General features: G+C 63.1%; 20 protein-coding genes and 1 pseudogene. 9 read left to right on the forward strand and 12 right to left on the reverse strand.

Annotated elements, in window-relative coordinates:
• The first annotated feature begins 13 nt into the window (after nt 1–13).
• The 4 genes and pseudogenes from SB772_RS22085 to SB772_RS22100 all read left to right on the forward strand — a co-directional run.
• The gene (locus SB772_RS22085) at nt 14–319 is read left to right on the forward strand and encodes a hypothetical protein (RefSeq protein WP_410835328.1); all 306 of its coding nucleotides are present in this window, start codon (nt 14–16) and stop codon (nt 317–319) included.
• Nucleotides 316–1,281, forward strand: a complete 966-nt coding sequence (locus tag SB772_RS22090) for a polysaccharide deacetylase family protein (RefSeq protein ID WP_410835329.1) — start codon at nt 316–318, stop codon at nt 1,279–1,281. The genes SB772_RS22085 and SB772_RS22090 overlap by 4 nt, the downstream gene beginning before the upstream one ends.
• Nucleotides 1,278–2,018 carry a GntR family transcriptional regulator gene (locus tag SB772_RS22095; protein ID WP_410835330.1) on the forward strand — a complete coding sequence of 247 codons (741 nt, stop codon included), beginning with the start codon at nt 1,278–1,280 and terminating at the stop codon, nt 2,016–2,018. Before SB772_RS22090 ends, SB772_RS22095 begins: the two co-directional genes overlap by 4 nt.
• Nucleotides 2,002–2,097 (forward strand): annotated as a pseudogene (locus SB772_RS22100) (flavin reductase family protein); the annotation flags it as partial. The gene SB772_RS22095 and the pseudogene SB772_RS22100, both read left to right, overlap by 17 nt.
• Nucleotides 2,098–2,104: 7 nt before the next feature.
• On the opposite strand, the gene SB772_RS22105 reads toward SB772_RS22100, so the two are convergent.
• Complete coding sequence (locus SB772_RS22105; protein ID WP_410835331.1) at nt 2,105–3,703, reverse strand: gamma-glutamyltransferase family protein; 1,599 nt, start codon at nt 3,701–3,703, stop codon at nt 2,105–2,107.
• Between the two features lie 29 nt (nt 3,704–3,732).
• On the reverse strand, nt 3,733–4,776 hold the full coding sequence (locus SB772_RS22110) for a rod shape-determining protein (protein WP_410835332.1): 1,044 nt from the start codon (nt 4,774–4,776) through the stop codon (nt 3,733–3,735).
• A gap of 230 nt (nt 4,777–5,006) precedes the next feature.
• Here SB772_RS22110 and SB772_RS22115 point away from each other — a divergent pair, with 230 nt between their 5' ends.
• Nucleotides 5,007–5,684: a heavy metal response regulator transcription factor gene (locus SB772_RS22115; RefSeq protein WP_410835333.1), complete on the forward strand. Its 678-nt coding sequence runs from the start codon at nt 5,007–5,009 to the stop codon at nt 5,682–5,684.
• The gene (locus tag SB772_RS22120; protein ID WP_410835334.1) at nt 5,684–7,240 is read left to right on the forward strand and encodes a heavy metal sensor histidine kinase; all 1,557 of its coding nucleotides are present in this window, start codon (nt 5,684–5,686) and stop codon (nt 7,238–7,240) included. The genes SB772_RS22115 and SB772_RS22120 overlap by 1 nt, the downstream gene beginning before the upstream one ends.
• On the opposite strand, the gene SB772_RS22125 is transcribed toward SB772_RS22120, so the two are convergent.
• The 3 genes from SB772_RS22125 to SB772_RS22135 form a co-directional block, all read right to left on the reverse strand.
• Nucleotides 7,218–8,666, reverse strand: coding sequence for an efflux transporter outer membrane subunit (locus SB772_RS22125; RefSeq protein WP_410835355.1), 1,449 nt, complete (start codon nt 8,664–8,666; stop codon nt 7,218–7,220). The genes SB772_RS22120 and SB772_RS22125 overlap by 23 nt on opposite strands.
• A gap of 164 nt (nt 8,667–8,830) precedes the next feature.
• Entirely contained in the window at nt 8,831–10,138 is a 1,308-nt protein-coding gene (locus SB772_RS22130; RefSeq protein ID WP_410835335.1) for an efflux RND transporter periplasmic adaptor subunit, read from the reverse strand.
• Nucleotides 10,139–10,157: 19 nt separating this feature from the next.
• Nucleotides 10,158–13,403: an efflux RND transporter permease subunit gene (locus tag SB772_RS22135; RefSeq protein WP_410835336.1), complete on the reverse strand. Its 3,246-nt coding sequence runs from the start codon at nt 13,401–13,403 to the stop codon at nt 10,158–10,160.
• Between the two features lie 282 nt (nt 13,404–13,685).
• Between SB772_RS22135 and SB772_RS22140 the strand changes: the two genes are divergently transcribed.
• Together SB772_RS22140 and SB772_RS22145 are read left to right on the forward strand one after the other, a co-directional pair.
• Nucleotides 13,686–13,973 (forward strand): DUF4148 domain-containing protein, encoded by a 288-nt coding sequence (locus SB772_RS22140; RefSeq protein WP_410835337.1) that lies wholly within the window; start codon nt 13,686–13,688, stop codon nt 13,971–13,973.
• A gap of 935 nt (nt 13,974–14,908) precedes the next feature.
• Entirely contained in the window at nt 14,909–15,754 is an 846-nt protein-coding gene (locus tag SB772_RS22145; RefSeq protein WP_410835338.1) for a GNAT family N-acetyltransferase, read from the forward strand.
• 121 nt (nt 15,755–15,875) lie between these two features.
• Here the strand turns inward: SB772_RS22145 and SB772_RS22150 are convergent, their stop codons facing one another.
• Together SB772_RS22150 and SB772_RS22155 are read right to left on the reverse strand one after the other, a co-directional pair.
• Entirely contained in the window at nt 15,876–16,181 is a 306-nt protein-coding gene (locus tag SB772_RS22150) for a panthothenate synthetase (RefSeq protein WP_410835339.1), read from the reverse strand.
• Between the two features lie 181 nt (nt 16,182–16,362).
• On the reverse strand, nt 16,363–16,872 hold the full coding sequence (locus SB772_RS22155; protein ID WP_410835340.1) for a DUF1269 domain-containing protein: 510 nt from the start codon (nt 16,870–16,872) through the stop codon (nt 16,363–16,365).
• 298 nt (nt 16,873–17,170) lie between these two features.
• On the opposite strand from SB772_RS22155, the gene SB772_RS22160 reads away from it, so the two are divergent.
• Nucleotides 17,171–17,830: a protein-L-isoaspartate(D-aspartate) O-methyltransferase gene (locus SB772_RS22160; RefSeq protein WP_410835341.1), complete on the forward strand. Its 660-nt coding sequence runs from the start codon at nt 17,171–17,173 to the stop codon at nt 17,828–17,830.
• Nucleotides 17,831–17,872: 42 nt separating this feature from the next.
• Here the strand turns inward: SB772_RS22160 and SB772_RS22165 are convergent, their stop codons facing one another.
• The 5 genes from SB772_RS22165 to hpnK form a co-directional block, all read right to left on the reverse strand.
• The gene (locus SB772_RS22165; protein WP_410835342.1) at nt 17,873–19,075 is read right to left on the reverse strand and encodes a hypothetical protein; all 1,203 of its coding nucleotides are present in this window, start codon (nt 19,073–19,075) and stop codon (nt 17,873–17,875) included.
• 22 nt (nt 19,076–19,097) lie between these two features.
• On the reverse strand, nt 19,098–21,242 hold the full coding sequence (locus SB772_RS22170; RefSeq protein WP_410835343.1) for an alpha-galactosidase D: 2,145 nt from the start codon (nt 21,240–21,242) through the stop codon (nt 19,098–19,100).
• Nucleotides 21,243–21,328: 86 nt separating this feature from the next.
• Entirely contained in the window at nt 21,329–23,749 is a 2,421-nt protein-coding gene (locus SB772_RS22175; RefSeq protein ID WP_410835344.1) for a glycosyl hydrolase family 95 catalytic domain-containing protein, read from the reverse strand.
• Between the two features lie 370 nt (nt 23,750–24,119).
• Complete coding sequence (locus SB772_RS22180; protein WP_410835345.1) at nt 24,120–25,133, reverse strand: lysylphosphatidylglycerol synthase domain-containing protein; 1,014 nt, start codon at nt 25,131–25,133, stop codon at nt 24,120–24,122.
• On the reverse strand, nt 25,130–26,002 hold the full coding sequence (hpnK, locus tag SB772_RS22185; RefSeq protein WP_410835346.1) for a hopanoid biosynthesis-associated protein HpnK: 873 nt from the start codon (nt 26,000–26,002) through the stop codon (nt 25,130–25,132). The genes SB772_RS22180 and hpnK overlap by 4 nt, the downstream gene beginning before the upstream one ends.
• Nucleotides 26,003–26,083 lie beyond the last annotated feature (81 nt).

Here is a 26,083-nt window from a genome sequence, read left to right on the forward strand (position 1 = left end):
AGTGGGTGTCCTCGTGAACGGCGAAGGCTGGCCGCGAGCGCGGTGGAAACCCGCAGCGTATGCGAAACCATGCAAACGCAAGACATGTGCCATCCGTCGCATCGGCATGCTTGCTCATTGCAAGCGCGCTGCGGTGCTTAACGTCTACAAGTTGGCTCACATATTGCAAACGATCCGACGCATCGATCGTCGGCGATCAAACGGGCTTATCTGCGCGATCGCGGTGCGTTTTCGATCCGTGACGGGGCACGATCCGGCCAACCCGGTTCATCCGGCGCACTACCCGTCGCTTATCGTCACCGATGGCTTCTTTAAATGAACGACTCACGGAACATGCCCACAGTGCAGAACCGCGCTCGCCAGTTGCTCGCCACGCACGGCCGCTTCGCCTATCGCCCGATCACGGACAGCGACGCGTTCCGCTGGCCCGGTGATACCGGACTTGCGGTCTATCTAGGCTTCAACATCGAACACTTTGCCTTCGGCGAAGGACTCGGCGCCGCGCTCGGGCCGATCTCGCCGCAACCGGATGTGCTGAATTACAGTTGGCGCGAGTATGGCAACCGGGTAGGGGCCTGGCGTTGCATCGAACTGTTCGATCAGCTCGACTTGCCGGCCGGCGCGCTCATCAATACCGCGCTCTACGACCATTGCCCGGAACTGATTGCGGCCTGCGTGGCGCGTGGCGACGAATTGATCGGCCACGGTCACACGAATGCGCATCGGCAGAGCGATCTCGACGAACACGGCGAACGTGCGCTGCTTCTGCATTGCCGCGAGCGCATCGCCGAGGAAGCCGGCACGCCGCCGGACGGCTGGCTCTCGCCGTGGATCTCGGAGTCGCATCTGACGCCCGATCTGCTGGCCGAGACCGGCTATCGCTACACGCTGAACTGGTGCCACGACGACCGCCCCGTGCGAATGAGCACGCGTGGCGCGCCGTTGTGGTCGATTCCGTATCCGCAGGAACTCAACGATTTGCCGATGATGGTGGGCCGTCATATGGACGGCCGCGCTTTCGGCGAGATGATCGTCGATCAGTTCGACGAGATGCTCGAACAGGCCAACCGCGCAACGAGTCCGCAGGCGCTCGTGATGGGCATCGCGCTGCATCCTTACCTGGTGGGGCAACCGTATCGGCTGAGGCATCTGCGCCGTGCGCTTGAACACATCGCCGCCGCGCGGGCGAAAGGCGATGTGTGGATCACGACGCCAGGCGCGATCGCGCGTCATATGGACGACCTGGAACGGGAAGGCGTACTGCACCCGGCACGCGCATGAACGCTGAAGCCGGCGCGGCCACCGCGAAAAATACGCGAAAGCACGACGCGGACGTCGACGCGCGCATCTATCAGTCGATCTTTGACGGCGTGCTGAACCACCGTCTGACGCCCGGCACGAAGCTGCCGGAACCCGATCTGTGCCAGCTGTTCGGCGTGGGACGCGCCGTCGTGCGACGAGTGCTGGAAAAGCTCGCCTACGACGGCATCGTCGTGTTGCGTCCGAACAAGGGCGCGGTGATCGCCGAACCGACGCCGGAAGAGACGCGCGAGATCTTCGAAGCGCGGCGCTCCGTCGAACGCATGCTGGTCGAGTTGGCGGTTCAGCGCGCGAGCGGCAAGGACATCGAGGTGTTGCGTCAACAACTGGCCGACGAGCACGAAGCGATGCATCGCTTCGATCAGCCGTCGTGGGCCACGCTCACCAGCGGTTTTCACATGCGCATCGCCGCGCTGGCGGGTAATTCGATCCTGCAAAACTATCTGAAGGAACTGGTGTCGCGCTGCTCGCTGATCGTCGGCGTGTACGAACCGCCGGGTCACGCGCCATGTGAGCACGCGGAACACGCGGCAATCGTCGATTGCATCGAGGCGCGCGACGCAACCGGCGCGATGGCCCATATGGAAGCACATCTTCGCGACCTCCAGGAGCGTATTGAAACGTCGCGAATGCGGGGCGAAAAAAGTCTTGGCCAGTTGCTCGGCATCTCTGCGGCCAACCATGGAAATCGACTTTGAAGCGATCACCGAATATCAGCGCTACAAGCTGATGGCGAGCCTGATCGTGCCGCGCCCGATCGCACTCGTCACCACACTCAAGTGATTCAGGCGTCTTCATCGACGCCGAGCGCGCGGCCGTCGCTGCGCGGATCGTGCGCACCACAGGCCGCGCCGTTCGGCTCGATGCGGATCACGCCGGGGTGACCCGCGAGCGGACTTTGCGCCGGAATGGCGCTCACCTCGTGACCACGCGCGGCTAGCTCCGCGAACACGTCGGCGCCCGCGTCTTCCTCGAGCTTCAACGCATCGCGCGTATCGGAGAAGGTCTTGCCGAGCAGAAAGCGCGGGCGGGCGAGGGCGGTGAGCGGATCCATGCCGTAATCGATCAGGCGCGTGAGAATCGCGGCTAGCGTTTGTGGCTGACCGTCCGCGCCTTGCGTGCCGAACAGCAGATGTGGACCTCCGTGTTTCAGGTAAATGCCGGGATTGAGCGTGTGGAAGGGCCGTTTGCCGGGTTGCACGGCGTTGTGATGGACGGGATTCGTGCTGAACGACGCGCCGCGGTTGTGCCACAGAATCCCCGTATCGCCCGCAACCACGCCGCTGCCCCAATCGAAGTAGACCGTTTGCAGCACGCTTACGCTGCGGCCCTGACTATCCGTCGCGCCGATGAACACAGTATCGCCCGGACGGAAAACGTGCGGCCATGCGCGGGCCGCGCGCATGTCGATCGAGCGCGCGTGCGCGTCGAGACTGGCGGGCGACAGCATGTCGTCGACCGGCACGTGGTTGAACTCGGGGTCCGATACGAAGCGGTCGCGATCCACGAACGCGCATTTCACCGCTTCAACCAGCAGGTGGTAGTAATCGGCGCTGCCTTCGGCGATCGACCCAAGGTCGAAGCGATCGAGCGTGCCCATGATCTGCAAGGTCGTGACGCCCTGAGTCGGCGGGCGCATGCTCACCAGCTCGCCGCCGCGATAGGCGACGCGCAATGGCGCTTCATCGCGTGCCTGCGTTCTTGCGAGATCGTTCAAAGTCAGCGGCGAGCCTGCCTCCTGCAAACCGCGCGCGATCCGTTCCGCCAGCTCGCCTTCATAAAACTCGAGCGCGCCGAGGCGGGCAATCCTCTCGATGCTGCGCGCAAGCGCCGGCTGCACAAAGCGCTCTGCGATCGCGGGAATCCTGCCGTGCGGTGCGAAGATCGCCGCAAAGCCTGGCTGCGCGTGCAGTTCATCAGCGCGCAAGCTTTGCCAGAAGTGCTGCGACGGCGTAACTGGAAATCCGTCCGATGCATACTCGAGTGCACGGTCGAATAGCGAGGCCCATGACCGTTGACCGCCCCATGAGGTCTTGCTGATCGCGTAAGCCTGATGCCACGTATCGACGGTCGCTGCGGTGGTGAGGGCGGATGCAGCGCCGCGCAAAGGAACGGCGCCGTCGAACGAAGGAAGTGTCGCCGCAGCCTGGCCGACGCCTGACACCGTGCGCAACATCCCGTGCCGGTCGCCGATCACCCAGAAGGCGTCGCCGCCAAGACCCGTGAAATGCGGATACGTCACGCACAGCGCCGCACCAATCGCAATCGCGGCTTCGATCGCATTGCCTCCCGTGCGCAATACGTCGAGTCCGGCGGTACTCGCGAGCGCATGAGGGCTGGTGACCATGCCGCCGCTCGAGCGGGCGAGATTCAGGTGGTGCATCGCTACTCCTGGCGCGCGCCTCGCAAGCGTCATTCGTACGAGAACGCTCCGCCGAATTTATCCATGCGCTCGAGCGCCATGCCCGAGCCGCGCACCACGCACGTGAGCGGCGCTTCGGCGACGAACACCGGCAGGCCGGTCTCTTCGGCCAGCAGCCGGTCGAGATCGCGCAGCAACGCGCCGCCGCCCGCCAGCATGATGCCGCGCTCGGCGATGTCGGCGCCGAGTTCCGGCGGTGTCTGTTCAAGCGCGATCTTGACCGCCGAGACAATCTGGTTCAACGGATCGGTGAGCGCTTCGAGAATCTCGTTGCTGGAAACCGTGAAGCTGCGCGGGATGCCTTCCGACATGTTGCGGCCCTTGACTTCCATCTCCTTGATTTCCGAGCCCGGAAACGCGGAGCCGATTTCCTTCTTGATCGCCTCGGCCGTCTGCTCGCCGATCAGCATCCCGTAGTTGCGGCGGATGTAGTTGACGATGGCGTCGTCGAACTTGTCGCCGCCCACGCGCACCGAGCCTTTGTAGACGATGCCGCCCAGCGAGATCACGCCCACCTCGGTGGTGCCGCCGCCGATGTCCACCACCATCGAGCCGGTCGCCTCCGACACCGGCAGGCCGGCGCCGGTTGCCGCGGCCATCGGCTCTTCGATCAGATAGACCTGCGAGGCGCCCGCGCTATGCGCGGCTTCCTTGATCGCGCGCCGTTCGACCTGGGTGGAGCCGCACGGCACGCAGATGATGATGCGCGGCGACGGCGCGAACATCCGCGATTCGTGCGCCATCTGGATGAAGCGCTTGATCATCTGCTGGGTGATGTTGAAGTCGGCGATCACGCCGTCCTTCATCGGGCGGATCGCCTCGATGTTGCCCGGCACTTTGCCGAGCATCTGTTTCGCTTCCTTGCCGACGGCCAGAATGATCTTTTTGCCGTTCGGGCCGCCTTCCTGGCGGATCGACACGACCGACGGTTCGTCCAGCACGATGCCCTTGCCGCGCATGTAGATCAGGGTGTTCGACGTGCCGAGATCGATCGCCAGGTCGTTGGAAAAATAGCCGCGCAGAAAACCAAACATGCCAATTCCTGTCTCGCTGATGCCGGGGCGCGTGAGCGCGCCGCTCGGGAACGCCGCTCGGGGGCGGCGGCAGGCGACCGGATGACGGTCGGGAGAGGGAAGAATAACAGCAACGCGGCAGGCGCATGGGAACATGCCGCCGCGAAAGGCAAGAATATTACCGGATCGTAATCTCTCTCCCCACCGCTTGCCGGTATGATTAAAAAATCAAGCAAAGCGGAGTCAACCCCATGCGAATCCTGGTGATCGAGGACGAGCTGAAAACAGCGGCCTATCTGAAGAAAGGCCTTGAGGAGTCCGGCTACGCAGTCGACGTGGCGAACGACGGCCCGCAAGGCCTCATGCTCGCGCAGGAAGAGGAATACGACGTGATCGTGCTCGACGTGATGCTGCCGGGCATGGACGGCTGGACCATCGTCAAAACGCTGCGCAGCACGCGCACGACCCCGGTGCTGTTCCTGACCGCTCGCGACGACGTCGACGACCGCGTCCGCGGCCTCGAACTCGGGGCAGACGACTACCTGGTCAAACCCTTCGCATTCGTCGAATTGCTGGCGCGCGTGCGCACGCTGGCGCGCCGTGGGCCGCCGCGTGAGAGCGAGCTGATCAAGGTGGGCGACCTGGAAATGGACGTCAATCGCCGGCGCGTGAAGCGCGCCGGCATACGCATCGATCTCACGCCGCGCGAGTTCTCGCTGCTGCAATTGCTCGCGCGCCGTCAAGGCGAAGTGCTGAGCCGCACGCAAATCGCATCCTATGTCTGGGATATGAACTTCGACAGCGACACCAATGTCGTCGAAGTCGCGATCCGGCGGCTGCGCACCAAGATCGACGACAACTTTCCCGTCAAGCTGATCCATACGGTGCGCGGCGTCGGCTATGTGCTCGAACTGAAGGACGCCCCTTGATGCGCAGCCGCTCGCTCGCCGCGACGCTCGCGTTTGCATTCGGCGCCACCACGCTCACCGTCTTCGTTCTGGTCGGCAGTTTTCTGTATCTCGCGCTGGAACGGCAGATCAAGGCGCAAGACGATCTCGACATCGTGCTCGCCGCCCGTCATGCACGACGTCTTGCACAGGAGCTCGGCACGTCGAAGGGGATTCGCGAACACAGCGACCGTCTGACCAGCATCGTGCTTGGCAATCGTGCGATGTCGATGGAAGTCTTCGATCCCGACGGACGTCAGGTGTTCGGACACAACCTCGCCAACACCTTCGCCGCGCCGGTCGGCGCCGCTGAAGCCCATGACGCCGGCGCAGCCAGTGAGGCCAGTGAGACCGCAGCCAGCGACCCCAATGAAGCCAGCGAGGCCAGTGAAGCCAACGAAGCCAGCGGCGTCGCGACCACCGCCGCCTTGCCGCCGTTGACGCGCATTCCTGCTTCAGCGCGCATCACCGAGACCGCCATCGCTGACTGGAGCGGCCGCGACGGCGCACCGATCCGCGGCATCCTGACTGACGCGAGGTTGCGTGACGGCGAAGTGGCCAGCGTGTTGGTGGCGCGCAACATGAGCGACCGCTGGCTGATGCTCGATCGCTATCGCGACAAGCTGCACCTGGCGGGCACCGCCGGCGTGATTCTCGCGATGCTGCTGGGCTATCTGCTGATTCGCGCAGCATTGCGGCCGTTGCGCGATATCGCGGCAAGCGCGAGCCGCGTCACGGTCAATCGTCTGAATACACGGGTTGCCGTTGCGCGCGTGCCGCGTGAACTCGAAGCGCTGGTGGTGTCCTTGAATGCAATGCTTGAGCGCGTGGAGCAAGGCTTTCAGCGTCTGTCGCGTTTCACCGCCGACCTCGCACACGATATGCGCACGCCGCTCAGCAACATGCGCGGCGCCGCCGAAGTGGCGCTTGCCCGGCCTCGTTCCGCGGACGAATACGAGGCGCTGCTGGCGTCGAATCTGGAGGAATGCGATCGCCTGTCGCGAATGATCGAAAACGTGCTGTTCCTCGCGCGCGCCGAACATCCGCAGTTCGTCAAACACATGCGCGAGTTCGACGCCGGACAGGAATTGACGCACATTGGCGAGTACTTCGAAGGTATCGCCGAAGATGCGAACGTCAGCCTGCGCGTTACCGGCGCCGCCAGGCTGACGGCCGATCTGGAGCTGTTTCGCCGCGCCGTCAGCAATCTGCTCGCCAACGCAATCCGCTACACGCCGCGCGGCGGCGAGATCGTGCTCGACGCCGCTGCATCCGGCGACGAGGTGCGCGTCACCGTCTCGAACCAGGGGCAGCCGATTGCTCAAGAGCATCTCGAACGGATTTTCGACCGTTTCTATCGTATCGACCCGTCGCGCAGTTCACTGCCGTCTTCCGGCTTATCGCAAGGGTCCACGGGTTCCACCGGCCTCGGCCTCGCCATTGTGCGCACGATCATGGAACTGCATGGCGGCTCGGTGCATGCCGAGAGCGACGCGCGAAGCACGCGTTTCATTCTCACGTTCCGGCGGGTTGCGTGACTTGACCGTGCCACGTGCCGCCCAACGCCTTCAGCAACAACACACTCGACTCCAACTGGCGCGCGGCAATCTGATCCGCGGTGCGCTGGTTCGTCAATGCGATCGTCTGTGCGGTCACCACGTCGAGATAGCTGACTGCGCCGGCTTTGAAGCGGTTGGTCGTCAGCCGCAATGACAGGTCGGCGGCCGTCGTCGCGCGCTGCTGGCTGGCGGCTTCGTCGGCGAGCGAATGTAAGGCTGACAGATTGTCTTCGACCTGCTGGAACGCCACCAGCACCGTTTGCCGGTAGTCGGCGACCGTGCCGTCGTATTGTGCCGTCGCGCCGTGCAGAGCGGCCGTGCGCCTGCCGCCGTCGAACAGCGTGCCGGCGAGTTGCGACCCGAGGGACCAGAACAGACTCGGCGCGGTCAGCCACGGCGCGAAGAACGTGCTCTCCAGCCCGGTGCTGGCCGACAGAACCAGGTCCGGGAAAAATGCCGCGTGCGCCACGCCGATCTGCGCGTTCGCCGACGCCACGCGCCGTTCGGCGGCGGCAATGTCGGGCCGCCGTTCGAGCAATTGCGACGGCAGTCCGACCGGAATCGGCGGCGCGCTCGGCGAGGAGCCGTTCGGCGGCAGCGTGAAGCTCGAAGCGGGTTCGCCGATCAAGGTCGCGATCGCATGCTGCATTTGCGCGCGCGTCACGTCGATGTCGGTGTCCTGGGTGCGCGTCGCTTCGAGTTGCGTGGTGGCCTGGGCGACCGCGGATGCATCGATCGCGCCGTTTTTCAGTTGCTGCTGCAGCAGTTGCAGCGCGGCGGCGTACGCGCTCACGCTATCGTCGAGCAGCTTCTTCTGCGTATCGAGCGAGCGTAGCGCGAAATAGTCGACGGCCAGATCGGCGCTCATCGACAGCCGCACGGCTTCGAGGTCCGCTTCGCTTGCCTGGGCGTCGGCCTGCGCGCCGACCACGCTGTCGTGCACCCGGCCGAACAGATCGGGCTCCCAGCTCGCCGACACGCCGGTCGAATAGTCGGGAATGGTCTTGCCCGCGAGCGCGCGGTCCACGAGGTTCTGCGAGGTCCGCGAGCGATTTTGCGCGAGACCGGCCGTGACGGTCGGGAACAAGCCGGCGCGCTGATAATCGACCATCGAACGCGCTTGCTGGACCTGCGCGACCGCTTTGCGCACGGTCTGATTCGAGACGTCGATACGCGCTTCGAGTTGATTGAGTACCGGGTCGTTGAAAATGGTCCACCATGGGCCGCGCGGCGCCGCGTCGGCAGGCGCGGCCTGCGCCCAGCCGGCTGTGGCGCCTGCGTACTGCGCGGGGATCTCGGTGGTGGGCCGCTGGTAGGGCGGCAGCGTCGAGCACGCGCTCAGTAGTGCACCGATCAGCGTGACGGCAAGCACACGGCGCGATAGCGGGCACCGACGCGGGTGCAAGTGCGTTTGCAAGCGCGGCAGCAAGCGCAGCTCCAATCGCGGCAGCAAGCGCAAGCTCAAGCGCGGCCGCAAGCACAGGCCCAACCGCGGACTCGGTAAACGGCGCATCAACGTGCGTGGCAATTTCATCTGAAACATCGGCAGATCCTTTCGAAGACGGGCGCTCAGCTATGGGTGGCCGGGATGATCTGGACGGCTTGTCCGGCGCTCAGCGAATCGCCCGGGCTGTCGATGACCCGGTCGGTTGCCGCGAGACCCGTGGTGATTTCCACATGCGTGCCGAAATCGCGGCCGATGTGAACCGTCTTCAGCGCCACCTTGCCGTTCTTGTCCACCACGGCGACTGTCACGCCGTCCGGGCGGAACAGCAGAGCGCTGACCGGCAGATCGAGCGCGGGCGACGACGCTTGCAACTGCAGATGCACCTGCGCGTACGCGCCGGGCATCAACGCGCCATCCTTGTTATCGACGTCGACTTCGACCCGCAACGTGCGGCTCGCGGGGTCGATCGCGCCCGTGCTGCGCGCCACCTTCGCGGCGATCTGCCGGCCCGGATACTGCTGGGCCGTCAGATACACGCCGGTGTCGGGCGTGACGTAGGGCGCGTCGTTCTGCGGCACGTCGATGAACACGCGCAGCACGCCGGTCTGCTGAATGTGAAACAGCTCGCCCGACATGCCGGCCGTGCCGGGCGTGCCGCCCGCCGTCACCAGTGCGCCGACGTCGACGTTGCGGGCGGTGATGACACCGTCGAACGGCGCGGTGATCTTCTCGTACGAGACCAGTTCGGCCAGATGCGCGACGTTGGCCTGCGCCGACGCCAGCATCGCGCGCCGCGCTTCCATGTCGCTGACCTTGGTATCCGCGTCCTGCTGCGCGACCGATTGCGTTTTCAGCATGTCCTGCCAGCGCTGTGCGGTGGTCTTTGCGTAATCGAAGTTGGCCTGCGCGGTCGCTTCGTCGGCGCGGGCCTGGCGCAGTTGCGCGTCCAGATCGGGCGCGTCGATGGTGGCGAGCGTCTGGCCGCTTTTTACCTTGGCGCCGATATCGGTGTTCCAGTGGGCCAGATAGCCGCTCGTGCGTGCGTAGATCGACGCTTCCGCGAACGGCGTTACCGCGCCGGGCAGCAGTAGTTCGTGGACCGACGGCGCGGCGCGCGGCGTGACCACCGCCACGTTGACGAAGCTCTGTGCTGCCGTTTGCTGCGTCAGCGCGGTGCTCGCATGCAAACGCGGCACGATGCCGGCGATCAGCAAGGCAGCGGCAAGTCCGCCCAACGCGAGCGGCCACAGGCGGCGGCGCGGGTTTGGGCCGGCATCCGCGGCGGGCGTGGACGCGCGTGCAGCCGTGTCGGCGGGCGTGAACGCGGACGCAGCCGTGTCGGCGTGGGTGGTTGTTTCTGCGTCGCTCATTGGCCGACCGGAATGAGCAGATTGATCGGACCGTACGGGCGGAAGGGATGAATCGTTCATGGGAAGGGTCTCGTCGGAATCAATGTGTGCGGGCGGGTATGCCGGATTCTTGCGTGTCTTGTCGAGCCGCGCGGCGTCTTTCGAGCCACGCATGCACCGTCCCGTAGACGACCGGCACGAACAGCAAGGTCGAGACCGTGCCGAGCGCGAGGCCGCCGATCACCGCCCGCCCGAGCGGGGCGTTCTGTTCGCCGCCGTCGCCGAGGCCGAGCGCCATCGGCAGCATGCCGATCAGCATCGCGAGTGCGGTCATCAGCACTGGACGGAAGCGGCTGAAGCCGGCTTCGAGCGCCGCCTGCAACGGCGGCTTGCCGCCGTGATGCAGTTCGCGCGCGGTGTTGATCACGAGAATGCTGTTGGCCGTCGCAATGCCGATGCACAGAATGGTCCCCGTCAATGCCGGTACGCTCAGGCGTGTGCCAGTGCTGAAGAGCATCCACGCGATGCCCGCGAGCGAGCCCGGCAAGCCGCTGATGGTGATGAACGGATCGAGCCACGACTGGAAGTTGACGACCATCAGCAGGTAGACGAGGGCGATCGCGAATACGAGGCCGCTTGCGAGACCTGTGAACGAGTCGTGCATCGCCTGCACCTGGCCGCGCACGACGATCGATGCACCGGGCGGCAGTTGTGGCCGGATCTGATCGACGAGCCGGGTCACGTCGGCCGCCACGCCGCCGAGGTCGCGGCCTTGAGCCGACGCAAAAATGTCCAGCACGGGCTGCACGTTGTAGTGCGACACGACCGCCTGCTGGGTGCCGCGCGACAGCGTGCTCAGCGCGCCGAGCAGGTTCTGCGGCGCGGGGCCGGCGGGATTGGCCGCGGCCGTCGTGGTGCCGCCGGCCGTGCCCGCACCGCCGATCTGCGCGACCGGAATGTTGGCCAGTGCCTGAAGCGAGTTGATATCGTACTGAGGCATCATCGACATCAGCGGATAGCTGACGCCGTTCTTCGGGTCGAGCCAGAAATTCGGCGATGTTTGCGAACTGCCGGACAACGCGATCAGCAGGTTTTGCGACACGTCGCGTTGCAGCAGACCGGCCTGAATCGCGCGCGTGCGGTCGACGTTCACGTTGATCGCCGGGGCGTCGCCCGGTTGCTGGATACGCGCGTCCACCAGGCCGCGCACACTGCGCAATTGCGTGAGCAAACGGTCCGCGACGACGCGGTTGGCGTCGAGCTTGTTGCCGACGATCTGGATATCGATCGGCGCGGGCAGGCCGAAGTTGAGAATCTGGCTGACGATGTCGGCCGGCAGGAACGCAAAGGTCACGCCGGGGAACGCGTGGGCGAGCGTGGTACGCAGCGTCGCCACGTATTGCGCGGTGGGTTTGTGATGGGCCGCGAGCGTGATCATCACATCCGCATCTTCGGGGCCGATCGGGTCCGACGAGTCGTAGGTCAGATTGATGCCGCTCACCGGCACGCCGATGTTGTCGAGCATCGCCGCCAGTTCCTGCTTCGGAATTACGCTGCGTACGCGGGCTTCGACTTCATCGGTGATACGTGCCGTGTCTTCGATACGTGTGCCGGTCGGCGCGCGCAGATGCAGGCGGATTTCGCCGGTATCGACGGCCGGGAAAAAGTCGCTGCCGGCAAACGGCACCAGCGCGAGCGAGCCGATACACAGAAGCAGGAAGATCGCGATGAAACGGCGCGGCCTCGCGATCGCCGAGCCCAGCACGCCGCGATAGCGTTCGCGCAACCGTTCGAAGCGCTGCTCGAAGCCCGCCTGGAAGCGGATCAGGCGGGCAAACGGACCGTTGCCCGTGAGCGGCGCATTGCTGCGCGCGCGCATCAGGTACATCGCGAGCGTCGGCACCAGCGTGCGCGAAAAGAAGTACGACGCGCACATCGCGAACACCACGGCTTCCGCGAGCGGCACGAACAGATAGCGCGCGACGCCGGACAGCAGGAACATCGGCACGAACACGATGCAGATCGACAGCGTCGACACGAAAGTCGGCACCGCGATTTCGCCGGAGCCGATCAGAATCGCATCCTGCAGCGACTCGCCGTTCTCCAGATGATGCGTGATGTTCTCGATCGCGACGGTGGCGTCGTCGACGAGAATGCCCACGGCGAGTGCAAGCCCGCCGAGCGTCATGATGTTGATGGTTTGCCCGAGTGCCGCGAGTGCGATCAGCGAGGTCAGCACCGCGAGCGGAATCGATACCGCGATGATCAGCGTGGCACGCCAGCTGCCGAGAAACAGCAGGATCATCAAGGCGGTCAGGCAAGCGGCGATCAGCGCTTCGCGCGCCACGCCCACCACCGCTGACTTCACGAATACGGATTGATCGGACAACGCGGTGATGTGCAGCGCGCTGGGCAAGCCGGCGGCGATATGCGGCAGCATCGCCTTGACCTGCTGGATGATGGTCAGCGTCGACGTGCTGCCGGATTTCTCGACGGTCAGAAGCGCCGCGCGTTTGCCGTTGCTGCGCACGATGTTGGTTTGCGGCGCATAGCCGTCGCGCACATGGGCGACGTCATGCACGTACACCACGCCGCCGGCGACGGTCTTGATCGGCAGATCGTTCAGCGCGGCGACGGTGTCGGTGCTGCCGTTCATCTGCACGTTGTATTCCTTCGTGCCGATCTTCGCGGTGCCGCCCGGCAGAATCAGGTTTTGTGCGTTGACCGCGTTGACCACGTCGAGCGGGGAGAGGCCTTTTGCCTGCAATGCGCGCGGATCGATGTCGACCATGATCTGCCGCACCTTGCCGCCGAACGGCAACGGCACCGAAGCGCCCTGGACCGTCGCCAGTTGCGTGCGGATCTGGCTGTTGCCGAGGTCGTAGAGCTGCTGTTCGGACAGCGTGTCGCTGGACAGTCCCAGTTGCAGGATCGGCACTGTCGACGCGTTGTACGTAATGATGTTCGGCGGCAGCGTGCCGGGCGGCAGCACGCGCAGAATCGACGCCGAATTGGAGGCCGCCTCGGCAATCGCGCGGTTGATGTCCGCGCCCTGGTGGAAAAAGATTTTCACGACCGACACGCCGTTCAGCGATTGCGATTCGATGTGCTCGATATCGTCGACGTCGGAGGTGAGCGCGCGCTCGTAATTCGACGTGATGCGATTGGCCATGTCCTGCGCGGAAAAGCCGTTATACGACCAGACGATGCTGACCACCGGAATGTCGATGTTCGGAAAGATATCGGTCGGCGTACGCAGTATCGCGAGCGGGCCGACGATAAAGATCAGCACCGCGAGAACCACGAACGTATATGGGCGGCGCAGCGCGAGCTTGACAATCCACATGACGGATTCCTGAAAAGAGACAGAGGGAGGCGGCCGTCTTCGACATAATGAGCGGCGCTTGATACGAGCTTCGTTAGGTCAGGAGTGTGGATGATGGGGCCTTACCCGCTACGGTCTGCTAGATTACAAGTCTGTTATCTGCGAGAGGGTTGAAGCGCGGCGTGCGGGTGGAGGTGCAGATATCAAAACGGTAATGTGCGGGTCAGTGCGCGGACAGCTGAAATGACAAGAATGGGAGGCGTGGTTCAAGCCACTTACTTCTAGTCAAATCGGAGAGACGTCATGAAATTGCTTACTGCCTTTGTTGCTGCTGCTCTTGGCTTGTCGTTCGGCGCGAATGCTTTCGCACAAAGTGCTTCGTCAGGACTGACCCGCGCTGAGGTTGTTGCGCAACTGGCGCAAGCGCAGGCGGAAGGCTATGTGCCGACGTCGGAAAATAACTATCCGCCTACGGATGCCGCCATCGCGCGGAACCGCGAGATTTATGCTATTCAGCATGGTATTGATGGTCATGGCGCGGTGAAAACCGCGGGGTCGGCCGTGGTGCATACTGAGTCCGTATCGAATTGATGGTGATTTTTTTGCCTGCTCGGCGATTTGGTTGTGCGCCTGCGGCGTTGGCCTTTCCTTGATTTGTTAGTGGTCTATTAGCGTTCCCCCTGTGCGGGGGGCACCTACTTTTCTTTGCCGGCCGCAAAGAAAAGTAGGCAAAAGAAAGCGGCTCAAACCGCTAATTCTTAAGCGGGGCCCCTGGCTTGGAGGAGGTAGTGGAGCATCTGGAATCGGTGTTCTCGCACACTCCGCGCTGGTGACAAGGCAGTCATTTTTCCGGCGGCGCTGCGCGCGCCGTAGCGGTACTTCACAACACCGATAGCGGATTGGCGCCTCCGGCATCATTTCTCCCGCCTCGCACTATGTGCGCCGCGGACGGGTCTGCCAGGGAAACCAGTGGCTTCGTTTGCGCGTGGTTGGGGGCCATCGGCTTCGCCCCGGCGAGGTGCTGAATTATGGAAGTGCGGGTCGCTTGGCCGAGCGAAACACAGTTGCGAGTTGCGTCAGCGAAGCAAAGGAATGCAGTCGCGAGTGACGCTAGCGCCGCAAAGATAGGCCGTTACGCTTGATCCACGGCAGGTGCCGGAAGTACCCGATGGTTTTGTGAAGTACCGCCACGGCGCGCGCAGCGCCGCCGGAAGTATGACGGCCTTGTCACCAGCGCGGAGTGTGCGGGAGCACGGATTCCAGATGCTCCACTACCTCCTCCAAGCCAGGAGACCCGCTTAAAAGTTAGCGGTTTGAGCCGCTTTCTTTTGCCTACTTTTCTTTGCGGCCGGCAAAGAAAAGTAGGTGCTCCCCCGCACAGGGGGAACGCTAATAGACCACAACGAAATCAAGGAAAGGCCAACACCGCAGGCACACAGACAACAAGCGCCGAGCAGGCAGCAAAAAGCAAGGAAAGACCAACACCGTAGGCAAACAGCCAAACCCGCCGGGAGGGCAACCGGAACATGAGTAACCCTGACGATTTCATCGTGCGAACCATGTCGACCGGCGAGGTCGAGCTATCGGTTGAGTGGGCTGCCTCGGAGGGCTGGAACCCCGGCCTCCACGATGCACCGTGCTTTCGGTCAGCCGACCCGGACGGTTTCTTCATCGGCGAATGGCGAGGCGAACCGATCGCCTGCATTTCAGCGGTTGCCTACGACGAACACTTCGGCTTCATCGGCCTGTATATCGTGAAACCCGCCTTTCGCGGCAAAGGCTTCGGCATCCGCATATGGCAACGCGGGATGAACTATCTGCAAAACCGCAACGTAGGCCTCGACGGCGTCCTCGCTCAGCAGGCGAACTACAGAAAGTCCGGCTTTGCACTCGCGTATCGCAACATCCGCTTTCAGGGCGTCGCGCAAGGCGCAACTCACTCGAACCTTTCAAATGCCTCGGACCTGCCGTTCGAGCAGCTTGTCGACTACGACCGCCAATGCTTTCCTGCCGCGCGTGCGCGCTTCCTCGCCGCATGGATCGGGCAACCGGACGCCGTCGCGCTGGCGGCAGACCGCGCTGGCCGTGTCGCGGGATACGGCGTGCTGCGCCGTTGCAGGACAGGTTGCAAGATCGGCCCGCTGTTCGCGGATAGCGAGCAGATTGCGAGCGATCTGTTCGACGGCCTGGTCGCGCGTATGCCGGGCGAGGTCATCGTTCTCGACGTGCCTGAGACCAACCCGGCCGCTGTCGCGCTGGCCGAACGGCACGGCATGACAAGTGTCTTTGAAACCGCGCGAATGTACACGCGGGAGCCTCCCACGCTTGCACTCGAACGTGTGTTCGGCGTGACCTCGTTTGAACTCGGGTGAGATCGGCTGAGATCGGGCGAGTTCAAGCCAGGTTGGCCGCAAGCGCGCCTTTGCTTGCGTTACGGGGCAAACGCGCGGGCAAAGGCGCTTGCGGGTTAGCCGGGCGTTTGCGTCGCCGGGACTATTTCCATTTCGATCCGAGATTCTCCAACCCGGCTTTTCTGAGGTCCTCCACCACCATCGCGATGCGGAACTCGCAGTCGGCGTTGAATTTCAGAAACCAGGGCTCCGCGAGTGCAGGAATCCCCGACGGATCATCGAGGTTGACGACGAGTACTGCTCCGCGTGCCCCATTTTGCTCGGTAAAGTACGCGGCCTCCGGTTTCGTCTCTTCGAGAATCCTCGCCATCACTTCCCCGACCGTGCCGTCGCGCACAAAAGTGTTGAACGGTTCATGGGGTATTCGTATGTTGAGAAGCATACGCATGGTCATCCTCCTTTCTGATTGACGCCCAACCGGGCATCTTAAGAGTAGGCGGTTTCCGGCGCGGGGCATCGGCATTCGTCACCAGCGTGGGGGCTCATGCGACCTCGCACGCCCGCTACGATGCACCGCTTTCGTCGGACATCAAGGGATACGCACTTTCGTCGCGTTGCATGCAAGCCGGTTATGGAAACGCGGGAATGGTCGGATCTGTCCCCCGGATGTCGGCCTCCGCGTGGTGAAGCTTGACCATCTGTTCGATTTCGTCAACGCGATCTTTCGCAACATCGACCAGCATCAGGATTTCACCGCGCGCGATCGCGTCCTCGAAGCGCTTCAATCGCGTGTTCGGCACGTCGACGCCGATCATCGGCGCCACCCACGCGCCGAACCCCGCGCCGGCGAGCGTGATTGCAACCAGCGCGCCGCCCGCAATCGTCAGACCGGCAGGTGGGAAGGCCATTGCGACCAGGCCTGCCAGCGCCCCGACAGCGCCGCCCGCCGCCGTCCCTCGCGCGAGTGCCGGAAGCAGGTCGCTGCGCTGCGTAAGCGTGGCTTCCGGCAAATGTTCGAGCGGCACGTCCTGTCTGGCAATCACGTGAATATGTCGCCACTCGATCCGCTCCAGCAAGAGTTCGTTGATGATCGCCTTCGCGCTTTGCGCGTGAGGTAACAAAAAGTACAGGCGTCTCATGTTGGCCTCCGAAAGAGGGGGAGACCAGAGCAGGGCGTCGGACTCCCGCAAGTATTCTCGCGCGAACGAACGATGGGAGGAAGTAGGGATGTTCGCCGAAAGGTGTGGGGCGTGACCCGCTATGTATGCGCGAGCGCTGCCGCCGTCAGCGTGGCTCGCCGTCACCTTGCCGGCCAACCCAGCCGCTGCCGAACCGCCGCGAAGCATCCGGACGCAGGTGCACGCAATGCGGTAACCTGATGCAACGGCGGCGGCCTTTGCCGTCGTTGGACAACGGCGTGCTCTCACGACTGAAGTCATGGAAAATTTCGACGACGCGCGCAACCGGATGGTCGAGCATCAACTGCGAGCCCGGGGCATTCGCGACACGCGCGTGCTGGAGGCGATGCGCGCGGTGCCGAGGCACCGATTCGTCCCGGAGGCATTGTCCGGGTTCGCGTACAGCGATACGCCTTTGCCGATCGGCGAAGAGCAAACGATCTCGCAGCCGGCCGTGGTCGCACGAATGATTGAAGCGGCTGAGGTCAAACCCGGCGACCGCGTGCTCGACGTCGGCACAGGCTCCGGCTATGCGGCCGCTGTGCTCGCGCAGCTTGCCGCTCACGTGGATAGTGTCGAGCGGCATCGCTCGCTTGCGGACCGTGCGCGCGCCGTGCTGGCGGAACAGGGCTACGGCAATGTCGACGTACATCATGCCGACGGCACGCTGGGCCTGCCTGAGCGCGCGCCGTTCGACGCGATCATTGCCGCGGCGGGCGGGCCCCGGGTTCCGCAATCATGGCTCGACCAGCTGGCGCCCGGTGGGCGTATTGTCATGCCGGTCGGACGGGGGCGCGAGCATCAGCGGCTCATCAAGCTGACGCGCAAAAGCGAAACCCGATTCGATGAAGAACATCTGGGCGATGTGGTTTTTGTGCCTTTGATCGGCGAAGAAGGGTGGTTTTCGGATTCCGCTTAGTAATACAGCCGTAGATATAACGAAGCGGGAGGCGCACAGTGATCAGTTCGGCGGCCGCTGTGGCAGATTGTCGATGCGCGGCCCGCAAACTCTGGACTGCCCGAGGCACGCTGAAAGTGCCTGCTCGCCGAACCATTTCTGCGTGTCCAGGTTGTAGTGCACACTCCCGTCCCCGCCGCCTAGCGTACCGCCGTCGAAAATGCCGAAGCCAGGCGGCTGTCCATTCCAGTCAGGCGACTTCGACGCATCGACGAAACTGAAGACGCGAGAGTTCGCTTCGATGAAGCTGCCGAACACCTTTTGCATGGATTCAAGCGCGGCGGGATTATAAGGAGCGACCCCGTTGGTGACGTTGTCGTAAGCAACCGACAACGGCCTCACGATCATCACCGGAAATGTCGAGCCCACCGCCGCAAAGAAACTGCTGAAGAGGTGCGCGTAATTCTGCGGCGCGCGGCGAATCGTCGTCGCATTGCCAGCGGTATTCAGCGGAGCGGCTTCCGCCTCCCACTGGTTCCACTCCAGGCCCAGGATCCGCGGTTTCTTACCGGTCGCGAGAATCTGTTTCAGTCCGAGGTACATCATGCGGCGAGCAAACGGTGCAAGCGCATAGGTCGGCGTCTTGCTCGAATCGAGCATGGGCTGCCAGAGATTCACGCCGTGCATCGTCCAGTCGCAGCAGCCGCTGAATGCATCGTCCGCGACATCCACGCCCTGGCTGCCCCAGCCGATATGAACGATGTACAGATCGGGCAACGGCTCACCCGCGTTGATCGCCGACTGCCACGCATACGCGGCGAAATTGGCGGCATTGCCGCTGCCGCCGTAGTAGCCCAGGTTCATGTCGGACGATGTGCTGTCGGTCCAGTTCACCCACGACACGTGATCGATGGAGGAGATCGGTTGAGTGAACGGCGCACCCGATCCGTCTGCGTTGCCGGTGATGTTTCCCCAGCCGTCGTTCCGGATACCCCATACGTTGGGGGCCGGCATGCCACCGCCGGTCCCGGCACCCGATGCTCCCGTCAACGTCAGATCGGCGGGTAGGCCGTTAAGACCGGCGCTGTTGCTCTGCCCCATCACGAACAGGACCGCTACCTCATCGGGCCGGAATCGCGAGCCTTTGTTCCAGGCTGTCGCCGCGACAGAATTCGACTGGGCCATCGCGTCCGCGGCGACGGCCACCTGCACCCCGCTCGCAGCCAATACGACCGGCAGGGCAATCCGCATCAAGAGGTTCTTCATACCTGTCTCCCTGAGTCTTCGATCACTGTTTCACCGGCTGGCTGACCGGCTGGCTCACCGCCTCACCCAGACCATCGATATCGGGACCGTAGTTGCCTGAAACCATGGAGAACTTGATGGTGTTGGCTACGCCGGCCTTGAGCGGGACCACGACCTGAACACTCGAGAGGATTGGGAAGTCCCAGGTGCCTTCACCCGGAAACTGCACCGGAATCGGCGGGCCGTTGTTGACGCTCACGTTCATCGCGCGAGGCTGACCACCGCCGTCGTCCGCACTGATATAAACCACGGGGACCGCATAGTTGCCATCGGCAGCCGCGACGATTCCGTTGAACTGCAGGCTGGAATCCGAGTTCACGAAATTGCCGAGCTTTTCGTGACCGCTGCAGATATTGCATGCCTGTACCGATGCATCCTGAATGATGTTGGTGGGGCCTTCCGCTTCATGGATGACGGGCGGCAACGCGGGCTGCGGAGCGGCGATCAGCGTCACCTTGCCGATTGACGGAGCGCGACCGCCCTTGCCTGGAAGAACGAACGTCAGCTTGTTGCTACCCGGCACGAACGGCATGTAGACCGTGACGGTGCCCTGAGACTGACCAGTGGTGACGGGGAGCTGGATCGTCGTCAGCACGCTCTCGTTCAGAATCAGCGACACCTTCACCGCGGACTTCCCATTGTTCCGGTAAGTGACGTCGATGTACCCGCCCGTGGTTGCATTCACCGTATATCGGGCCACGCCGTCTTCATGCGTCATCGGTTTGGCCGCCTGGACCTTCGATGCATCGTCCGTGCCGACGATCGTCAGCATGACGGAGCCACCGGCCGGAACGGCAGGCACCGTGTATCCGGATGTGTGCGAACCGAGATCCTTGTGTGCCCAGATATCCCGAACCTCGGCCGAAGCGGCAGGGTCCAGTCCGAGGTCCTTCCAGTTCACCGTGATCGGTGCGGCGAACCCGGTCGTATTGAGTAGCACCACCGCGCGGCGACCTTGACCGGACAGCAGTTTCGCCCACACGCCCAGACCGTTCTGCGGGACGGCCACGCGGATCGCCTGCATGCCGCGCGGATCCTGATCGACGGCAAGCACCTCCGGATTGGTCAGCGTGTCCATCGTGGCCGCGCTGAGCGGCGTCGTGAGATCGACACCCAGGATAAGCGGTGCGCCGGAAATGGCCCACAAGCTCATGTGCGTCTGGTCCTGAGCGGCAGTCAGACCGAACCCGGCAAGCATCATGTCCGCATCGTTATAAGCGCCCGTATGCTGTGCTTCAGGAAAGAGGTTGCCGTAGAAATTCTGGTTCACGATTCTGGAAAAATCCGGCGTGCTTTGATGGCCCGGCGTGCCCGTGTCGTAAGTGATGTCCTCGGTCGTTCTCCACAGATCCGCGACTTGCCCCCAGTCATACGAGCGGCCCGTCTTGTCGACATGGAAACTGTTCGGATTGATGCTGTAGACGATCGGTCGATTCATCGCGGCGCCTGCACTATTCAGTGCATCGCGCATCTTCTGGAAACCGGCCACCTGATCGTCGGTGGTGCCGTCCGGCGAACACCAGTCGTACTTCACGTAGTCGACGTCCCATGACGCAAACGTGTTGGCATCCTGCACCTCATGCCCGAGGCTGCCCATCGGATTGGTATGTCCGGGGTACAGGTTGTTGCGCTGCGCACAGGTCTCGGCGGCGGGCACTTCGTATATCCCGAACTTGAGGCCTCTGGCGTGAGCGTAGTCGGCCAGCGCCTTTATTCCGCTGGGAAACTTCACGGGGTCGGCGACCAGGTTGCCTTGCGCATCGCGATTTGGCGCGAACCAGCAGTCGTCGACGTTGATGTAGTTGTAGCCCGCTTTCATCAACGCGCCGTCCTTCTTCAGGCCGCCGGAGATAACGTCCGCGGCCGTCTTCACCAGATCTTCGGTGATGTTGCAGCCGTACGCATTCCACGAGGCCCAGCCCATGGGTGGCAACGCGATCGACGTTTGAGCCTGCGTTTGCGACGAGGCGTCTTGCGATGGTGAAACGTTTGCGGAGTTGGCCGCAGCCTGCATGACGCTCGTGGCGTTGGAGGCACCTTGCTGGTCACCTCCGCAGGCGGACAGACCAAAAACCATCATGACGCTCACGAGAAACAGATACACCTGTGTGCGACCCAGGATCTTCATGATTTTCCCTCGTTGAGAATGAAACTGGGACTTCCGGTCAACTGCTGTGCGGCGTTTTGTTTCGGGCTGCCCGACCCGTAGGAGCTTTACGAAGCCGGCTGCAGGTTGCCGTCGAATCGAGCCGTTCCGTTTTCCCGCATCGTTACCGCACGGGCCACGTTGCCGTATTGCAGTGTCGTTTGTGTTCCGCCGACGCTGGTGAGCTTGACGGACGACAGCGCGCCACGGCTCCACTTGAGATCCACCGTAAACCCGCCTTTCGCGCGGACTCCCGTCAGATGCCCAGTGTTCCATTGCGACGGCAGTGCAGGAAGCAGCGTGATGCGATCCATCCTGCTTTGCAGTAGCATTTCCAGTATTGCGGCCGGACCGCCGAAGTTCGCATCGATCTGGAAAGCCGACGAGTTGCTCGACAGCGCATACGCGTCGAACATGTTGGCAAACGTGCCGCTCACGCCGTCGTTGCCCGCCGAATAGCGCAGCAGCTTCGGAATCATCGAATAGCAGTTGGCGGCATCGTGGAACTTTGCCCAGCAAGCGACGCGCCATGCAAGCGCCCAACCGAACGAGTCGAAGCCGCGCGCGAGCAACAGCGCCCTCACGCCGGCCACGAGCTTTGGATCGCTGTCGAGCGTGATGCGCTCGCCTTCGAACCAGCCGATCAGCGGCGACAGATGCCGATGCCCCGTCTCGCCGACGATGCTGTCGTTCATCCATTCCTGAAGCTGCCCTGTCGTGGGACTCACCTTCGGCAGATAGAGCTGCGCCTTCATGCTCGCGATCGAGCGCGCAAAATCCGCGTCCTTGCCGAGCAGCTGGCTCGCCGTCAGATAGTTCGTGAACAGATCCCACACGAGTTCCTGCGCGTAGGTGATCCCGAGCTGCTGATGCGGTCCCTGCTCCGGCGACCAGTCCTTGTCGTCGACGAGCAGACCCGTCGCGGGGTCTCTGATCAGACGCGCCTGCCAGAACTCGCACGCGGACTTCATTACCGGATAGATGCGGGCGAGATAAGCCTTGTCCAGCGTGTACTGGTAGTGATTCCACAGCGTGCGGCAATACCAGGCACTGGCAGGAGGACTCCAGTCCCAGCCGATAGAACCGTAGATGCCCGTCGAAATAGCCACCGTCCAGCCCGCGACGTTGCCGTTCGAATTGCTGTAATTCACGTTGGCGGCATCGTTGAAATGATTCTTCGTGGACTGTACCCACGAAGGCAATTGCCCGGTGACGTAGTCGACGAACGGTTGCTGACACTCCGGCAACCCGGCCCGGTCGGCGAGCCAGTAGTTCATCTGGATGTTGATGTCGGTGTGGTAGTCGGCCATCCACGGCGGGTTGTTCGTTGTACTCCACAGGCCCTGCAGATTCGCCGGCATCGAGCCGCGCGACGACGAGATCGTGAGGTAGCGCCCAAACTGCACGTACATCGCCTCGAGTTCGGGGTCGGCCACGTTGGGATTCACTTGCCGTGCGAGTAGCCGCTCCGGGATCGTCAGCGCTCGTTGCGCGTCGCTTGAGCGGCCGAGATCGATGTCCATGCGCGCGAAGAGCGCGCGATAGTCCCGTACGTGGCGATCGAGCAGATCGCTGTAGCGCCGGGACACGGCGCTCTGCACGTCCGCGATCACCGCGTCGCGCGGATTGATACCCGTCAGATAGTTTTCGACATAGCGCCCGTTGTAGTCGGTGCGCGCCGCAATGATGATCGTGAGCGCCGGACAACCCTGCAGCGTGATCTGCGCAGTAGACGAGTTGAGCGAAGCGACGCCTGCGTCCGGAACGACCATCATGTAGGTCGAGTACAGCTCTCCGCTGCCGCTTACCGAGCCCGAGAACGACAGCGCACGATTCGATTCGCCGATGGTTTGCGTGCCCTGTCCGTCGGTCAGCGACACGGTGCCGTTATAGCTGCCGCCATCGGAGGTGAGCCGCACGACGATCACGTTGTCGGGGAAGCTGCTGAAAATCTCGCGCCGATAGGTCTTGCCCCCGACTCGGTACTGCGTGCGCACGACCGAGTTGCTGATGTCGAGCGAGCGCTGGTAGTTCGTGGCGCCGGCGTGAGCGGGCAGATCGATGTAGAGCTTACCGAGTGTCAGGTAGGTACCCATCCCTGTCGTCGTGTAGGCCGGATCGACGACGTCCTTGCTGCCCGACCACAGCGTGATTTCGTTCAGATAGAGCGCTTCGTGATCGCTCGCGCCGCCGGCCATCGCGCCGAGACGTCCATTGCCGACCGGCAGACCCTGAAACTGGATCAAAGACTCGACGGCAGGCGAGTCGTACTGGAACAGCAGCGCCTGACTGGCGGGAACGAACGCAGGATTCGCCTGCGCCGCAGCGTTGACTGAATCAAAAGTTTGGGATGAACCTGAGGAGGGATCGCCGGTCGCGCCGGGCGAGGAACTGGTTGCAACTCCGGCACGTGCCGCAACGGGGAGAATGGCAGCTGCACTGCCCAACTTCAGCAGCTTGCGACGTTTTTGATCAACGGAAATCTTCATCGTGTCTCCTGCTAGAGATTTATGCTGAATCCACCTATGAATATTTCATTTAAATATGCACTCGCAAGATTTGGTAAGACCATTAGGTTATTCCCCTAGTACGACGTCGCAGATAGTGGGATGGATCGGCATCGTCTCGGGCGATACAGGTGGATTTCAGCTCTCAAATAAATAAGGAACCCTTAGTTTTTAGTTTGCAGATTTTCATGTCGATATAGATGCCGTCATATAGCCTGCCCAGAGGGCTTCGATGCGCCAAAGCACTCCCCCGCAGCGCGCATCTACGGCGCCCTTGTCTATCTCACAGGATATCTAATTATTTTGAGGATTTTCATGGCGCATGAATGGCGCCATGCAGTTCACGCCCTCACTAGTGCGCCGACTCGCGCGCTTCCCGCCGCGTGGCGCCATCTCGCGAACGAACCCTCCGCTCGCGCGCGATCTCGGCCAGTTGCCACGATGCAAGCGCCATGCATCCAAACACGACTTCGCGCATTCTCTTGACCAACGCCAGTGAAAGCGCCGCATCGCGATCGACCCCAAACATCTGCGCGAGCAACACGACCGCGGCGTCCTGCACACCAAGCCCAGCCGGAATGAAAAAAGCCGCGTGCCGAACCGCCTGGGTAATCGCCTCTATCGCGAGTGCGCCGCTTAGCGACACGGGATGCCCCAGCATGGCAAGTGCCCAGTAAGTCTCAAGCGCGCCCAGCGCGTAGCCGGCAAACTGCCACAGGAAACTGCGCAGTAACAGCCCGCCGCGAGACATCAGCGCGTCGATCTCCAGGTCGAGCTGCTTGCCGTCGATGCTCCGCAATAGCGGATGCGCGTCGCCCAGCAAGCCGGCCGCCCAGCGTTCAATCGCGTGAAAAATGCCGCCACGGCGTGCGAGTACGATCGCCACGACCGGCAGCGGAATGGAGAGCAAAAACGCCACGCCGATGCTTCGCAGTGCATCCGCGTGCTGTGCCGACACGACGATCAGCACAATACCCAGCGCGGAAAATGCGTACTGGACGGCCATCGTCACAAGGACCTCGACGATGACCGATGCGCTCACGCTACAGGTGTCGGGCACGCGCCATCGCGCCAGCCGGATGCCGACAATTTCACCGCCGATGCTCGCCACGGGCATCAAACGGCTGACTGCCTCGCGCACGGTGGCGACCCACCACAGAAACCCGAGTGACGCCCGCTTGCCGAGCAGCAGCCGCCACGCATGAGCGTCGAGCAATAACGGCAACGCATGCAGCGGTACAAGCCATAACAGGACAAAGCCGGCTTGCCCGATCACATGCATCACGTCGCCGATGCCATGATGCAAGGCGAGGGCGAGCAGCACCCCGATGCCGATCGGAAGCCCGGCCCACTGAAGCCACTTCATGCCGCTTGCAAACGGTGGGCGGACAGGTCGGCGAAACCGCCACGCACGGCGCCCGCGGCATCGAGTGCCGCCGCGACGCGCGTGGACAGCAGCGCGGCGAGTTCGTCCGCATGCCGGTATGTCCGCATGCCTGCCGTGAGCGCGCCGTCCCCCGGCGAGGCAGGATGACAGTAGATTTCGCCGACGCCGGCGGGCAGGCGAGCGATCGCATCGAGCAGCGTGCTCTCGTCCATCTGTCCCGTGCGGGCGATGCCGACCACGTAATCGTTATGCGCGATGTTGGCCTGATCGAGCCGCGCACGCATATGCGAAACCCAGGGTTTGAGCCACAGAGGGGTATCGAACTCGCAAGGCAGACGCATCGCCCGCATGCCGTACTCTTTGCCGATCTCGAGAATCAGCGAGAGTACTGTGGGGTGCATGTGAAAGTGCTTGTGCGTATTGACGTGATCGAGCGGCAAACCCGTTCTTGCAAAAGCGTCGAACTGGGCACGGATTTCCATCGCAAGTTGCGCGCGCACGTGTGGCAAAAAGAAGAAACGGAATCCGTCGCGCACCATGTTGTCGCCGAACATCCCCTGGGCGTCGACCAGCGCCGGGATCATGGCGCGCGGCAGGATTGCCGCGCCGTCCGCAAGCACCAGATGCAAACCGACCCGCAGGCCCGGCAGAGACCGCGCCCGCTGGACGGCATCCTGTACCGCGGGTGCGCCGACCATCAGGCTTGCCGCGGTCAGTACGCCGTCCCGGCAGGCGAGCTCGACAGCTTCGTTGACACGCCGATGCAGACCGAAGTCATCAGCCGTGATGATCAGCCTGCGCTGCGGCTGCCGATCCGGCTGCGCCCGGCCACCGGGTACGCGCTCCATCTCCATCACGCCTGGTGGGCGCGCAGGAACCGGAAGAATTCGACGCCTTCACGCAGGCGCCGTTTCATCATGTCCCAGCTC

Origin of the sequence: Paraburkholderia sp. SIMBA_030 (genome assembly GCF_046535245.1) — a bacterium.
Taxonomy (GTDB): Bacteria; Pseudomonadota; Gammaproteobacteria; order Burkholderiales; family Burkholderiaceae; genus Paraburkholderia.